Raw genomic sequence first — 14703 nt, 5'->3', positions numbered from 1 at the left:
CTTCGTGTCACCGGCGTGCGGCGTGCTCAGCCGAACAGGCCGCGCAGCCAGCCGAAGAGCCCCGCCGCCCAGAGGCTGAGCGGCAGCAGCGCCACCGCGAGGCCGGTGTGGGCCAGTTCCGCGGCACGGCCCCAGTACGGCAGCATCCGGCGGCCCGGGACCGTCCAGGCGGCGATCACGAGCGCGGCCGCCGCGGCGAGCAGCACCGCCAGGACGATCAGCCGCCCGTCGCCGTGCTGGTCCACGGCCCAGGCGCGGGCGAGCAGCAGCAGTCCCCAGACGCCGGGCACGGCAAGGGTCAGCCGCTGCCCGATGTGCACCAGTCCGCGGGCGTGCAGGAGCAGCAGCAGGCTCAGCGTGAGGGAGGTCAGCACCTCGGGCAGGTTGGGGTGCTCGGCGAGGACGACCTGGGCGCCCGCGGCGACGATGCCGGTGGCGGCGAAGAGCGCGGTGACCCAGCGCCCGGCCAGCTCGGTGCGTTCGGCGACGTCGTCACCCGCGTAGGGTTCGATGCCCTCCTGGAGCTGGCCGGCGGACGACGGCAGCGCCGGCATCCGCATGCCTGCCAGCTTGAAGGCGAACGGTGCCACCGCCCCGGCGCCGAGGGCGACGACCGCGGCCACGAGGGCCACCGCGGCCGGCGCGTGGAGGTCGGTGTACCCCATCAGGGCCCCGGCGGTCGCGCCGGCCAGGGAGACCACCGCCGTGGCCAGCAGGGCAGGGGCGCCGACCGCCGTGGCGGCGAGCGCGAGGACCGCGCCGCCGGCGCCGGCCGCGCCCGCGGCGAGCAGCCGGGCGCCCGCGACCCGCGCCGCGTCGGGGCCGCTCAGGTCGCCGCCGGGCAGCAGCCAGCCGGCCAGGGCCAGACAGGGCGCGACCAGCAGGCCGAGGGCGGTCGCGGAGAGACGGTCGCCGACCGCACGGCTGGCCGAGCCGGCGCCCGCGAGCAGGAGCAGCCCGGTCACGGCCGCGCAGGCGGCCCGGAGGGAGCCGGATCCGGTCACCCCCGGCCGGAGCACCAGGACGAGGGCGGCCACCACCGTCGCCACCGCGGTGCCCACCAGCAGTCCGCGGGCCGCTTCGGGGCTCCAGGTGTGCAGCCGTCGGGCCGCGGTGTCGGCTATCCCGTCCACCAGGTCGTCCAGCCGGGCCTCGGGCAGCGCCTCGGTGTGCGGGCGCAGGTGGAGCACGGCGCCGTCGGCGAGGCCGGCCCGGGCGAGGGTGGTCTCCTCGTCGAGCGGGGGATCGCCGAGCCGCTGGAGCACCCAGCCGGCGTGGTCGAGTCCGGCCTCCTCGGCCTCCTCCCCGACGTAACGCAGCAGTGTGGGCAGGAGATCGGCGACCGGCACGTCGGCGGGCACGGCCAGATCGACGCGGACGCTCGGCGCACGTACGGTCAGGCGGCACAGTTCGGCCACCGCGCTGTCGGTCATCGCTGAACTCTCGTCTTCCGTTGGAGCGTTGGCGGGGGACCCTCGAAAGAGGGGGACGTGCGAAGAGTACGGAAGGCCGGCCGGGCCGGGAACGGAGGGGCCGGGCAGCGGAATTGGGTCCGTGCGCGCCCGGCGACACCTGCCCCGCGTGGACAGGTCGTGTTCCGTGAATGCAGACTACTGCCTACACCCGCCGGATCGTGCTGCGGACCTGGCTCCCTGACCGGTATGGACTTGACCGTCACGGGAGTTGTCCGTCCCCCGCTATCCGTTCGAAACATGCAGCAGGCGTTCACCGCGTCACGCGGACTCCGGAGAATCAGCCCGGTGCGGAGCAACCCGCCGCCGGCCGCTCCGGTATTTCGGTGCGGGCCGGAAAGCCAGTGAAACCGGAGGTTTCGTTCCTTGAGTGTGGTGCTGTTCCGCCGGCCCGCCCGCCGACGTGGACCCGAGATGCCCGAGGGGCAATTGACCCTCCAGGAGCCGCCGGTACTGGCCGAGACGGTGCCGGACACCTCGGCGATATGGACCTATCTGCCGATGGCCCTGATGTCGGTGTCGATGATGCTGATGTTCCTGCGCCCCGGCGGCGGGAACGGCGTCTTCATGTACCTGGCGATGGGCGTCATGGCGCTCTCCGCCGGTGCCATGCTGCTGGGGCAGCTGATGCGCCGCTCCAGCGAGCGCAAGCAGCGCCTGAAGGGCGAACGCCGCGACTACCTCCGCTACCTGGCGCAGACCCGCAAGCGGGTCCGGAGCACCATCGCGGAGCAGCAGCGGGCCCTCGCCTGGCGCCACCCCGAGCCCGCCTCGCTGCGCTCGCTGGCCCGCACCTCGCGGTTGTGGGAACGCCGCCCGGCCGACGAGGACTTCGGCGAGATCCGGCTCGCGGTCGGCGAGCAGCAGCTGGCGCTCACCCTGAACCCGGTCTCCACCCGCCCGGTGGAGGACCTCGAACCGCTCTGCGCGCACGCCCTGCGCCGCTTCATCCGCGCCTACTCCACCATCCCCGAGCAACCTCTCGGCCTCTACCTGCGCTCCTCGGCGCGGATTCTGCTGCGTCCCGAGGAAACGTCCGCAGGGGAGTCCGCCGCCCCGGGCGGCCCGGTGCCCGAAGCGGACGGCGACGCCGAGGGCGGCCCCGGCACCGAGGCCGTACGCGCCCTGGTGCGCGCCGTGCTCGCGCAGCTCGCGGTGTTCCACGCGCCCGAGGAGCTGTGGCTTGCCCTCTGCGTCAGCGACGACCGGCGGCCCGACTGGGAGTGGGCCAAGTGGCTGCCGCACGCGCTGCACCCGTACGAGGAGGACGGCGCCGGCAAGGTCCGCCGGATCACCGCCGACCTCACCGAGCTGGACGACCTGCTCGGTGCCGAGTTCGCCGAGCGCCCCGGTTTCGACCCGGACGCCCGCCCCGGCCGCGACGAGCCCTACACCGTCGTCGTCCTGGACGGCGTCACCGTCCCCGAGGGGCACCGCTGGGAGGGACACGGCTACCGCAACGCCGTGGTCCTCGACGTCTCCGGGGCGCTGCGCTGGCGGCCCGGCCGCAACACGCTGCGGCTGACCGTCGGCCCTGACCGGGTGAGCCTGGTGCGCACCGACCGCAGCCGCAAGGAGCGTTCCGTGCCGCTCGGCCGGCCGGACCGGCTCGGCACGCTCGGCGCGGAGTCCCTGGCCAGGCTGCTCGCCCCCCGCCGGATGAGTCTGGGCGCCGACGTCGCGCAGCCGCTGGACACCGACGTCGAACTGACCACCCTGCTCGGCATCCCCGACCTGCACCGGCACGAACCGCGCACCCTCTTCGACCGGCACACCGGCTCGGCGCGGCTGCGGGTGCCGATCGCGGTCGGCGTGGACGGACGCCCGGTGGAACTCGACATCAAGGAGTCCGCGCAGGGCGGCATGGGCCCGCACGGCATGCTCATCGGCGCCACCGGCTCCGGCAAGAGCGAACTGCTGCGGACCCTCGTGCTCGGCCTCGCCCTGACCAACTCCTCCGAGACCCTCAACTTCGTCCTGGTCGACTTCAAGGGCGGCGCCACCTTCCTCGGCCTGGAGGAACTGCCGCACACGTCCGCCGTCATCACCAACCTCGCCGACGAGGTCGCCCTGGTGGAGCGCATGCAGGACGCGCTGCACGGCGAACTCATCCGCCGTCAGGAACTGCTGCGCGCCGCCGGCAACTACACCTCAGCCCTGGAGTACGAGCGGGCGCGCGCCGCCGGGGCGGCCCTCACCCCACTGCCCAGCCTGTTCGTGGTGGTCGACGAGTTCAGCGAACTCCTCTCCGCGCACCGGGAGTTCATGGACCTGTTCGTGATGATCGGCCGTCTCGGCCGCTCCCTGGGAGTGCACCTGCTGCTCGCCTCGCAGCGCCTGGACGAGGGCCGTATGCACCAGTTGGAGAGCCACCTGTCCTACCGCGTCGGCCTGCGCACCTTCTCCGCCATGGAGAGCCGCGGCGTGCTCGGCGTGCCGGACGCCTACGAACTGCCGGCCCAGCCGGGCAGCGGCTACCTGAAGTCCGGGGTGGAGTCCCTGACCCGGTTCCGGGCCGCCTACTCCTCGGGCACCTACCGGCGCCGCACCGGCGCGGTGGTGCAGGCCCGGGTGGCCAGCCAGGTGGTGCCGTGGACCAGCGGCTGGGTGGTGCCCCGCACGCTGGAGGCCGCGCCCGAGCCGGAGCCGGAGACGGAGGAGACCGGCGACGAGGAGACACTGCTCGACGTGGCCCTCGACCGGCTGCGCGGCTCCGGGCCCGCCGCCCACGAGGTGTGGCTGCCGCCGCTGGACGAGCCCTCCCCCCTCGACGCCCTGCTGCCCGGCATCGCCCCCGACCCCGAGCGCGGCCTCGGCGCCGCCGGCTGGCCCGGGACCGGCAGGTTGCGGGTCCCGGTCGGCCTGGTGGACAAACCCTTCGAGCAGCGCCGCGACCCGCTGGTCGTGGACCTGTCGGGAGCGGGCGGCCACGTCGCCGTCGCGGGCGGCTCGCAGAGCGGCAAGTCCACCCTCACCCGCACGCTGATCGCCGCCCTCGCCCTCACCCACACCCCCGCCGAGGTCCAGTTCTACTGCCTCGACTTCGGTGGCGGCGGCCTCTCCCAGCTCGCCGCGCTCCCCCACGTCGGCGGCGTCGCGCCGCGGCTCAACCCGGAGCGGGTGCACCGGGCGGTCGCCGAGGTGATGACGCTGCTCGCCCGCCGCGAGCAGTTCTTCGTCGACCACACCATCGACTCCATGCAGTCCTACCGCCGCCGCCGGGCCGCCGGGGAGTTCCCCGACGAGCCCTTCGGCGATGTGTTCCTGGTGGTCGACGGCTGGTCCACGGTCCGCCAGGACTACGACGACCTGGTCCCCAAGTTCAACGAACTCGCCGCCCGCGGCCTGAACTACGGCATCCACCTGATCATCACCACCACCCGCTGGGTGGAGCTGTCCGCCCAGGTCCGGGACCAGTCGGCCACCCGCCTCGAACTGCGGATGGGCGACCCGATGGACTCCGAGATCGACACCCGCAAGGCCCGCTCGGTGCCGCGCACCGGCGGCCGGGGCATCACCTCCGACAGCAAGATGCACTTCCTCGCCGGCCTGCCCCGTCTGGACGGCAGCGGCTCCCTCGACGACCTCGGCGAGGGCGTCGCCCACCTGGTCTCCGAGGTGGCGCGGCACTGGCCGGGCGCGCCCGCCCCGCAGATCCGGATGCTGCCGCACCGGCTCCCGCTCGCCGAACTCCCCGCGCCCCAGGGCACCGAGGGGGGCGGCATGCGACTGCCGCTCGGCATCGACCAGGACATGCTGGAACCGGTCTGGCACGACTTCAGCCGCACCCCGCACCTGATCGTGGTCGGCGACACCGAGAGCGGCAAGACCAACCTGCTGCGCCGCGTCACTCAGGGCATCACCGCCCACTACGCCCCCAACGAGGCGAAGATCATCGCCGTGGACTACCGCCGCACGCTGGTGGACGCCGTCCCCGAGGAGTACCGCATCGGGCACGTGATCTCCCTGGACAACCTCAAGGAGACCATCGAGGGGGCGGCCCGCGCGATGAAGACCCGCGTCCCCGGCGCGGACATCGCGCCCGCCCGCATGCGCCAGTGCGACTGGTGGACCGGCCCGCGACTGTTCATCCTGGTCGACGACTACGACATGGTGGCCGGCAGCAACACCTTCCAGAGCCCCTTCGAGCCGCTCTTCGAGCACCTGACCCTCGGCTTCGAGATGGGCCTGCACCTGGTCGTCGCCCGCAGCGCCATGGGCGCGGGCCGCGGCCTCAGCGACGCCCTCGTCCGCCGCCTCGACGAGGCGAACAACCCCGCCGTACTGCTCTCCTGCCCGCCCACGGAGGGCCGTCTGTTCGGCAACACGAAACCGCTCAACCTCCCGCCCGGCCGTGCACTGCACATCGCCCGCCGTCGGGCGCGGCTGATGCAGACGGCTCTGGTGGAGGAGAGCACGCGGTAGAGGGACCGCGCCGCCGCCACGGACACCCGGACGCCGAGGACACGGCAGGGGAACGGCGGACACGGCAAGAACACGGATACGGCGGGGGTCACCTGGGGGTGGCCCCCGCCGCCGGTCGTCAGGGGTTCAGCTCATTCCCGTGCCGTCGGGCCCGCCTCCGCCGGGCGCCAGCCGCGGGCGCGGGCCCGGGAGAAGGCGAAGCCGGCCCACAGGACGGCGAGGACGGCGGCGGAGCCGAGGAGGACCAGCAGGCCGGCGCGGCTGGTGGCGCGGTCGGCGGAGGCGGTGTCGCGGACCGTCACGGGATCCGCGGCCCGCTCGTCGGCGCCGGTGGACGCGCCGGCGTCGCCGAGGACCGTGGTGACGGCGGCGTAGGGATCCAGCTGGGGGATGTCCGCCGGGTAGGCGGTGGCGGTGAGGCGGCGGGTGACGGCGTCGGCCGAGTCGTCGGGGTGGGCGGCGCGGACCACCGCGGCGGCCCCGGCGGTGTAGGCGGTGGCCACCGAGGCGCCGCCGCCGAGGTAGTGGCCTTTGCCGCGCGGGCCGCCGGAGACCACCCCGGCGCCGGGGGCGGCCAGGTCGATGCCGTCGGTGGGCAGGGCGTCCTTCGGGCGGGTGCCGCCGGGCAGCATGTCGGCGACCGACAGGACTCCGGGTTCGCCGGCCGGCCAGTAGGTGCGGGACGGGATGTCGTCGGTGCCGCTCCGGGACGGCGGGTCCGGGGTGGCCGCGGCGACCACCACCGCGCCCGCGCGGCGGGCCTCGGCGACCGCACGGGTCAGCGCCGCGTCACGGCGGGGCAGGGCCACCGCGACCGCGATCACTCCCGCCCGTGCCTCGGTCGCCTCGCGCAGCGCCCGCACGACCAGGTCGGCGCTCGCCGTGCCGCGCTCGTCGGTGCCGCGCAGAGCGAGGATCTTCGCGCCCGGAGCGATCCCGGCCAGGCGGGGGCTGGCCCCGCCGGTCCCGGCGATCAGCCCGGCCAGGAAGGTGCCGTGTCCGACGCAGTCGTCTGCGGCCGCGCCCTGGGCGGAGACCCGGCCGTCGAGTCCGGCGGCACCGGTGGCGACCCCGGTGTCGATCAGTGCGACGGTCACGCCGGCCCCGGTGCCGTGCGCGTGCAGCCGGTCCAGGTCGAGGCGCTGACGCGACCAGTCCTGCTTCTCCGCCTTCTCCTTGGAGGCGGGGGTGCAGGTCACGTCGTCGGCCTCGGCGTCGAACGCGGACGGCATGGCGGGCAGCTGCTGGCCCTTCTCCCCGTCGGCCGCCGGCATGCCGGACGGGGGTGCCGCGTGCGCCGGGACGGCCGCGGGCAACAGCAGGGCGGCGGCGAGGCCGGCGCCGGACACCAGGCGGGCGGCCCCGCGGGCGGGCCGCCTCACCGGGGAGCCGTTCCCGGTGCGGTGACGGCCACGTCCTGGGGCAGGAGGATGCGCAGGTCGTCCAGGGTGGGCGCGGCCAGCGAGCTGAGCCGTCCCGCCTGCCGGGTGACCATCGACTCGACCACCTGGCGGGCCAGGCGGGCGTTGCCGAAGGAGCGGTCCCGGGGCAGCGCGTCGAAGTACTCCTTGAGCAGGGGGCCGGTGCCGGGTCCGCACTCGTAGCCCATGCTCGTGGCCTGGGAGCGCACGATGGTGACCAGTTCCTCGGAAGAGTAGTCGGCGAAGGTGATCCGGCGCGGGAAGCGGGAGGACAGGCCCGGGTTGGAGGCGAGGAAGCGTTCCATCTCGTCGGTGTAGCCGGCGACGATGACGACCACCTCGTCGCGGTGGTCCTCCATCAGTTTCAGCAGGGTGTCCACCGCCTCCTGGCCGAAGTCGGCGCCGCCGCCGCGCGGGGTGAGGGTGTACGCCTCGTCGATGAACAGCACGCCGCCGCGAGCCCGTTCGAAGACCTCGCGGGTGAGCTGGGCGGTGTGGCCGATGTAGCGGCCGACCAGGTCGGCGCGGGCCGCCTCGACCAGCTGGCCCCGTTCGAGGATGCCGAGCTGGGTGAGGATCTGCCCGTAGAGGCGGGCGACGGTGGTCTTTCCGGTGCCGGGCGGGCCGGTGAAGACCAGGTGGTGGCTGAGCGAGGGCACCGGCAGCCCGGCGGCGGCCCGGTGGCGGGCGGTGGTGATGAGGTTGACCAGGTCCGCGACGTCGCGTTTGGCCTCGGCCAGGCCGATCATGTCGCCGAGGCGGGTGAGCGGGTCGTCGGCCGGGGCGGCGGTCTCGGCCGCCGCCGCGGCGGCGGCGGGCGATACGTCCTCCGGCAGCAGCAGTCGCAGGTCGCGTTCGCCGACCTGCGGCTGGGCGGCGAGCCGGACCGCCTGCCGGTCCACCATCTCCTCGAACACCCCGCGTGCGGCACGTCCGTTGCCGAAGCCGGCGTCCCGCGGCATCGCCCCGAAGTGCGCGGCCAGCGCCTCCGCGGTGCCCTCGCCCAGCTCGTACTGGTGCTGGGCGCACATGTTCTCCATGATCGCGACCAGTTCGGGCACCGAGTAGTTCTCGAACTCGACGGTCCGGGAGAAGCGCGAGGCCAGACCCGGGTTGGAGCCGAGGAAGGACTCCATCTCGCGGGAGTAGCCGGCCGCGACCACCACCACGTCGTCGCGGTGGTCCTCCATCAGTTTCAGCAGGGTGTCCACCGCCTCACGGCCGAAGTCGGCGCCACCGTTGCCGCTGTCGGCGGTGAGCGTGTACGCCTCGTCGATGAACAGCACGCCGCCGAGTGCCCGTTGGAAGGTCTCGCTGGTCTTGATCGCGGTGCCGCCGACGACCTGGGCGACCAGGTCGGCCCGGGAGACCTCCACCAGGTGCCCGCTGCGCAGCGAGCCCAGTTCGGCGAGGATCGCCCCGTAGAGGCGGGCGACGGTGGTCTTGCCGGTGCCGGGCGGACCGGCGAAGATCAGGTGCCGGCTCATCGGCGGGGCGGGCATGCCGAGTTGTTCGCGGCGTTGGGCGAGCTGGGTCAGGTTGACCAGGGTGCGCACCTGCTGCTTGACGTTCTCCAGGCCGATCAGCGCGTTGAGGGCGCCGAGCGGGCCGTCCGCGCGGTCCGGCGCGGGTCCGTCGGCGGCACCCGAACCGGCGGGGTCGGTGTTCTCGGCGCTGCCGGTGCCCCAGGCGTCCCGCTTGCCGTTGCCGGTGCTCTTCAGGCCCTCCACGGCGAGCCGTTCGCCGGGCGTGGTCTGCACCAGGCCGCCGCCCTCGTTCTCCCGGGCGAGGCAGTTCACGAGCGAGACCGGCGCGGTGGACTCCACCCGGAAGCCGTCCTGGGCGCCGCCGTTGGCCTCGCAGCCGCTGAGGGAGGCGAGAGCGCCCTCGCGCAGCAGGAAGCCGTGGCCCTTGGCGGCGTGCGCCACGGTGCGGCTGGCGGTCAGTTCGCCGCCCCCGGCGACCACCACGCCCTCCTCGCCGGACATCTCGACGCGGAAGTCGCGGACGGTGACGTTGCCGCCGTCCTCCACCACCAGACCGCTGACGGCGGCGTCGGAGACCCCGCCTCCGGCCAGGTAGAGGGTGCTGCCGGAGGCCACGTGCACCCCCGTGCCCCCGGGCCGGACGATCTCGCAGTCCTCGGCGCGGCCGCGGGCGTTCGCGGTCGCGGAGATGCCGTCGCCGGAGGGCTCCACCAGCCGGGCCCGGCGCAGCAGCGGGTTGGCGCCGCCGCGCACCGCGACGGCGGGCGAGCAGCCGATCACCTCCAGGCGGTCCAGTTCCGGCGCCGAGTCCTCCTCCAGGAGCAGCCCGCTGTGCTCGCAGTCGCGGACGGTCAGGCCGGTCAGCGCCGGGGAGGCGGCCCCGGCGACCCGCAGCGCCGCGCCCTGCGCGCCGTCCACCCAGCAGTCCTCGAAGGTGCCGCGCGCCCGGTCGGTGACCAGGATGCCGTGCCCGCGGGTGCGCGAGACCCGGCAGCGGCGCAGCACCGGGTCGGTGCCCGAGGCCAGCGCGATCCCGTTCCCCGACGCTCCGGTGACGCGGACGTCCTCCAGGGTCGTACGGCCCGTGCTGCTCAGGTGCACGCCGGTGCTGGTGTCGTGCACCACGGTGCGGACCACCGACAGGGAGCAGTTCTGTTCGAGGGCGATGGACGGCTTGTCGGTGGAGGAGATGTCGCAGTCCTCCACCGTGCCGCGGGCCTCGCCGTTGGCGAGCAGGCCGTTGCCGCGGGCGTCGCGCACCGTGCAGCCGCGGACGCGTGCCTCGCCCTGCTCGGCGAGGACCAGACCGCTGGTGCCCAGGTTCTCCAGGGTGCAGGACTCCACGGTGGTGGGCGTGGTGGAGGTGACCACGATGCCCGCGCCCTGCGGGTTGCTCACCCGGCAGTCCCGCAGCGCGAGGGAACCGGTGCCCCCGGCCAGCATCGCCGTCCAGGCGGCGCCGACGACCTCGCAGCCGTCGAACGCGGCCTGCCCGCGCCGCACGTCCACGGCCGGCAGTTCGGCGTCGCCGCCGCGCAGGGTCAGTTCGGACAGCATCACGGCGTCGGCGCGCAGCGCAAGCACACTGCCCGAACGCGGCCGGATCTCCACGGTGCCCCGCCCCTCGGCGGCGGTGAGGGTGACCCTGGTCTGGATCACCAGGTTCTCGGCGTACGTCCCGGGCCGGACGCTGATGAGCGCGCCGGTACGGGCCGCCGCGAGTGCCTCACCGATCGTCCGGTAGCGGTCCCGGTCCCCGGGACCGACCGTCAGTACCTGGCGCGACACGCACCAACCTCCTTGCCGCGGGGGCGTTTTCCAGCGGGCGTCCCGTTCGTCGGGGGCCCGTGTCGGCGAACCGACGGTGCCATCATGCCTCGTCCTGGGGGCGGACGGTCGGCGGGAGCGGTGCTCTCCGCCCGGGGCGTACGATCAGACGCTCCACTTCTGGTTGTCGCCGCCGTTGCAGGTCCACAGTTGCAGCCGGGCCCCGTTGCCCCGGTTGTGGTTCTCGATGTCGACGCACTTGCCCACGACGGTGTTGACCAGGTCGTGCGCGGAGTTCAGCACGAACTGCTGGGCGGCGTTGCCGTTGCACCAGGCGATCTGGATGGTCGTGCCGTCGTTGTAGTTCGCACCGGCCACGTCGAGGCACTTGCCCTGGATCCGGATGGTGCCGTCGGAGGCGAACTGCCACTTCTGCGCGGGGCTGCCGTTGCAGTCCCACGCCCACAGTGCCTTGCCGTCGCTGAAGTCGCCGTCCGGTACGTCGACGCAGCGTCCCGAGAGATGACTGCGCAGGGAGACGTAGCCGCTGAGGGTCAGGGCCGAACCGGCGTTCGCCGCCTGGTTCTTGCCGGTGCTCGAAGCCGCGCCGCCGGCCGCCGCCTTGCTTCCTGAGTCGCTGCCGCTGCCGGACTTCTGCGTGCTGCTCTGCTTCGTGGGCTTGGCCTGCTGGGCGGCCTCCCGCTTCGGCTCGTCCTTGCCCGCCCCCTTGGCCGGGGCCGACGCGGCGGCTTCCCGCACCGGCTTGCCGGGCTTCTCCGAGGACTTGGGGCTCTCGCCCGAGGAACCGGTGACGGGCCGGGTCACCGCGAACTCGCCGGGTGCCTCCCCCGCGTTCCCGCCGAGGACGGTCTCCGCCGCCGTCGGCGCCGTACGGGCCTTGTCGTCGTTCCCGCCGAGCACCAGGAACGGCACGGACACGAGCAGCGCCCCTCCGACCGCGGCCCCGGCCAGCACCGCCTTGCCCGGCCGCCCGACCGGGCCGGTCTGCCGCGGCCGGTCGATCGCGGTCGCGGTCATGGTCCGCACGAGCGCGGGCAGCCGGCTCTTGGCCGCCGCGGCGGCACCCGGGTCGGCCTCGGTCTCGGACCGGCCCGCGGCGGCACCGGGGGCGGCCTCGGTCTCGGACCGGCTGTCGGGGGCCGCCCCGCTCGCGGACCCGCCGCCGACGGCTTCGGCGGTCTCCGGGGTGGCGCCCCGGGCGGGCGTCTTCCCGGCCTCGGCGGCCTGCGCGGTCGTCGCCTCGGCGGGGCCGGGGCCGGGGCGGGAGCCGGAGCCGGGCTCTGCCCCGGTCCCCGCCGCCGCCTTTGTCTCTGCCTCTGCGTTCACCTCTGGCTTCGTCTCTGCCTTTGTCTCTGGCTTCGTCTCTGCCGAATCGGGCTCGGTCCTCGGCGTCGTGGGCCGGGAGACGGTGGCCGCCACGGCGGCGGCCGTCTCCTCGCCGTCGGGAGCGGACTCCGCCCCCGGGGGGCTGGGGGGTTGCTGGGCCGAACGCGTCACGGGGTCCTCCCTGTGATGTGGGGCCGGGGTTCAGGGGAGTTGTCGGCCCGCTCCGCGGAGGGGGCCGCGGCCGGAGGGCCGGTACGGTCCGTCGTGCCGGAGAGGGCGCCGGAGTCCCCCTCCACCACGGCGTCCGTCGCGGACGTCCCCTCGGTGTCCGGCCCGGGTACGGGTGCCGGTGCGAGAAGACCGTCCGCGGGAACGAGCAGGGGGGCCGCGGCCCCGGCGTTGACCATCAGCAGGGTGCCGGAACCGCTCAGCGAACGGGCCAGCTCCGCTGCCGGAAGCGTGTCATGGCTGAGTGCCGCGGACATGAACTCGTGTGCCGGTGAGGTGAACAACAGGACCACGGGCGCCCCGTCCCGCCCGACGGCCGTGAGCGGCCCGCCGTCCGGTCCGCGCACCACCGTGACGTCCGCCTCCGCGAGCGCCGCGAGCGCGTCGTCCACCGAGCCGTAGCCGGTGGCGGCCCGCTGTGCCGCCGCGTCCACCGGGTCGGTGGGCTCCGGCCAGCCGAGCACCCGCGCCGAGGGCCGGTACGCCGGGTTGGCGCGGTAGTCCCCCACGCCCCCGCTGTCGTCCGACCGCCACTCCCCCAGCACCGCCCACTCCGGCGGCGGGCGCTCCTCGGTCCACTCCGGATCGACCATCCCGATCCAGTGCCCCGGCGCGCGGCGGGCGGCGGCCCGCACGGCCTCGGGTATCCCGGGGACGTCGCCGGGCTCGGAGACGGTCGTGACGGGTGCTTCGGGGGCTGTGGTCGGCCCGGAGCCCTCGGGCACCGCGGGCGAGGCGTCGTGCCCGCCCTCCTGCCGTTCTCCGGGCCGCATCTCCACCTGAACTCTTGGGTCCGTACGACTTCTTGGGTGCCGAACGACCTGCGCGCACGACGGCACTGATCAGATCGGGAGTCAACAGGATGCCACAGCTGTCCTGTTGACGGGTGACCGGGGAAGGTCCGTATCGGGCTTCGACGTGCCCGTTCGCTGCCCGAGTGGGGAACTTTCCGGGAGCAGTGAGGCGTGGATGGACAAAGCGACGGGGCGTTCCCGAGGCGGAAGCGACCGTAGCCGAAGCGACGGGCTAAGTTGGGTACGCCGTCGGACCCGTCGACGTGCGGCCTTCCGGCCCGGACGTCCGGGCCGGGGCCGTACGGGAGGACCTCACGGCTCGGGAAAGGCGTCGGATCGACCCGCGGACCCGACCGCCGCGGGTCACGCGGACCGGCGACCGGGGCCGTGCCGATGCGGCCCGCCCGGACCCGGTACCGGCCCGACGCCCGCTCCTGCGCCGGGCGTTCGTCCGGTCGGCCGCTGAACGGGTCGTCCGGGTTCCGTCACTGACAGCTCCCCCACCGACTGCTCGGCCACCGAGGAGGAGTACCACATGTCCCCCCAGCCCCCCACCCCCCGTGCGAACGCGGAGGCGGCCGCCGCCCGCACGGAAGAGGCCGGCTCCCCGCCCACGCCCTCGGCACCGGAGGAGAGCGCCGGCTCGTCCCCCACGTCCCCCGCCACGGAGGAGAGCGCCGGCTCGCCGGCCACGCCCTCCGCACCTGAGGGGAAGGCGCCGAGCCCCGCCGCGGTCCCCGCGGCCGGGTCCGGCACCACCGCGACCGCGACCGCGACCGGGGAGACCACCACCGCCCCGACCTCGACCCCGCCCTCGGCAGCCACCGGGACCGCCGGGGCGTCCGAGGAGGGCGTCGCCGCGGCGGCGGCCGTCGGGACGGCGCCGCCGGGCGTCAGGACCGGCACCGACAGCGGACGCCCGCGCAAGCCGATCCTGGCGGGGGCGGCCTTCGTCGGCGCCGCCCTGATCGCCATACCGCTGCTGCTGGCCGGGAGCGCGAAGGACGAGGGGCACCGGGACGGCGCGACGGGGCTGGCGGCGGAGGGCGCCGACACCGTCCTGAACCCGGAGTCCGCCCCGGCCTCCCTCGGCGACTACGTGGCCGGCCTGCCCAGTCCGTCGCCGACTTCGGCGAAGCCGCGGAAGAGCGCGGTCCCGAAGGCCGCCGTCGCCCAGCCCGTCGCGCCTGCACCGGCGCCGAGGACGAGCAGCCCGCCCGAGGAGAGGACGACGCCGACCCCGAAGCCCAAGCCCAAGACGACCCCGAAGCCGGTCTGGAGCACCGAGACCGTCTACGCGACCAGTGTTCTGGAGGTCGACCAGGCCTGGACCACCAACCGCATCCGCATGGTGATGCAGACGGACGGCAACCTCGTCGTCTACAACGAGCAGGGCAAGCCCCTGTGGGCGTCCATGACCTTCGGCGAGAACCACCGGGCGATCTTCCAGGCCGACGGCAACCTCGTCATCCACAACGGCGACGACCGTCCGATCTGGGCCTCCAAGAGCCACGGCCACGACAACGCCCAGCTGGTCCTGCGGGCCGACGCCAAGGTGGTCATCCTGCACAACGGCACGGTCATCTGGTCGACCTGACGCCTTACGGCCCCGGAACGCACGCGGGCCCCGGCGCCGTAAGGGCGCCGGGGCCGGGGTGCGGGGTGGTTCAGCTGGTGCTGAGCATGCCTTCGCGCAGGCGGGTCAGGAGGCGGGAGATCAGCCGCGAGACGTGCATCTGGGAGACGCCGAGGCGTTCGCCGA

8 protein-coding genes are annotated in these 14703 nt (G+C 74.6%); 2 read left to right on the top strand and 6 right to left on the bottom strand.

The window, feature by feature from the left end:
• Positions 1-26: 26 nt before the first annotated feature.
• Positions 27-1433: a type VII secretion integral membrane protein EccD gene (gene eccD, locus AB0N31_RS31800; RefSeq protein ID WP_366061944.1), complete on the bottom strand. Its 1407-nt coding sequence runs from the start codon at positions 1431-1433 to the stop codon at positions 27-29.
• 453 nt (positions 1434-1886) lie between these two features.
• On the opposite strand from eccD, the gene eccCa reads away from it, so the two are divergent.
• Entirely contained in the window at positions 1887-5897 is a 4011-nt protein-coding gene (gene eccCa / locus AB0N31_RS31795; RefSeq protein WP_366061943.1) for a type VII secretion protein EccCa, read from the top strand.
• A 131-nt stretch (positions 5898-6028) separates the two neighbouring features.
• On the opposite strand, the gene AB0N31_RS31790 is transcribed toward eccCa, so the two are convergent.
• The 4 genes from AB0N31_RS31790 to AB0N31_RS31775 form a co-directional block, all read right to left on the bottom strand.
• Positions 6029-7279 (bottom strand): S8 family serine peptidase, encoded by a 1251-nt coding sequence (locus AB0N31_RS31790; protein ID WP_366061942.1) that lies wholly within the window; start codon positions 7277-7279, stop codon positions 6029-6031.
• Positions 7276-10593, bottom strand: a complete 3318-nt coding sequence (locus AB0N31_RS31785) for a right-handed parallel beta-helix repeat-containing protein (protein WP_366061941.1) — start codon at positions 10591-10593, stop codon at positions 7276-7278. The genes AB0N31_RS31790 and AB0N31_RS31785 overlap by 4 nt, the downstream gene beginning before the upstream one ends.
• Before the next feature lie 144 nt (positions 10594-10737).
• Positions 10738-11919: an RICIN domain-containing protein gene (locus AB0N31_RS31780; protein ID WP_366061940.1), complete on the bottom strand. Its 1182-nt coding sequence runs from the start codon at positions 11917-11919 to the stop codon at positions 10738-10740.
• A 167-nt stretch (positions 11920-12086) separates the two neighbouring features.
• On the bottom strand, positions 12087-12920 hold the full coding sequence (locus AB0N31_RS31775; RefSeq protein ID WP_366061939.1) for a type VII secretion system-associated protein: 834 nt from the start codon (positions 12918-12920) through the stop codon (positions 12087-12089).
• Positions 12921-13476: 556 nt separating this feature from the next.
• Here AB0N31_RS31775 and AB0N31_RS31770 point away from each other — a divergent pair.
• Positions 13477-14538: a mannose-binding protein gene (locus AB0N31_RS31770; RefSeq protein WP_366061938.1), complete on the top strand. Its 1062-nt coding sequence runs from the start codon at positions 13477-13479 to the stop codon at positions 14536-14538.
• A gap of 70 nt (positions 14539-14608) precedes the next feature.
• Here AB0N31_RS31770 and AB0N31_RS31765 read toward each other — a convergent pair.
• On the bottom strand, positions 14609-14703 hold a 95-nt coding region (locus AB0N31_RS31765; protein WP_366061952.1), incomplete at its 5' end, for a sigma factor-like helix-turn-helix DNA-binding protein.

The organism is Streptomyces sp. NPDC051051 (assembly GCF_040682975.1).
GTDB lineage: Bacteria > Actinomycetota > Actinomycetes > Streptomycetales > Streptomycetaceae > Streptomyces.
The sequence above is the reverse complement of the archived record's forward strand: the minus strand, read 5'-3'. Positions and strand labels throughout refer to the sequence as shown.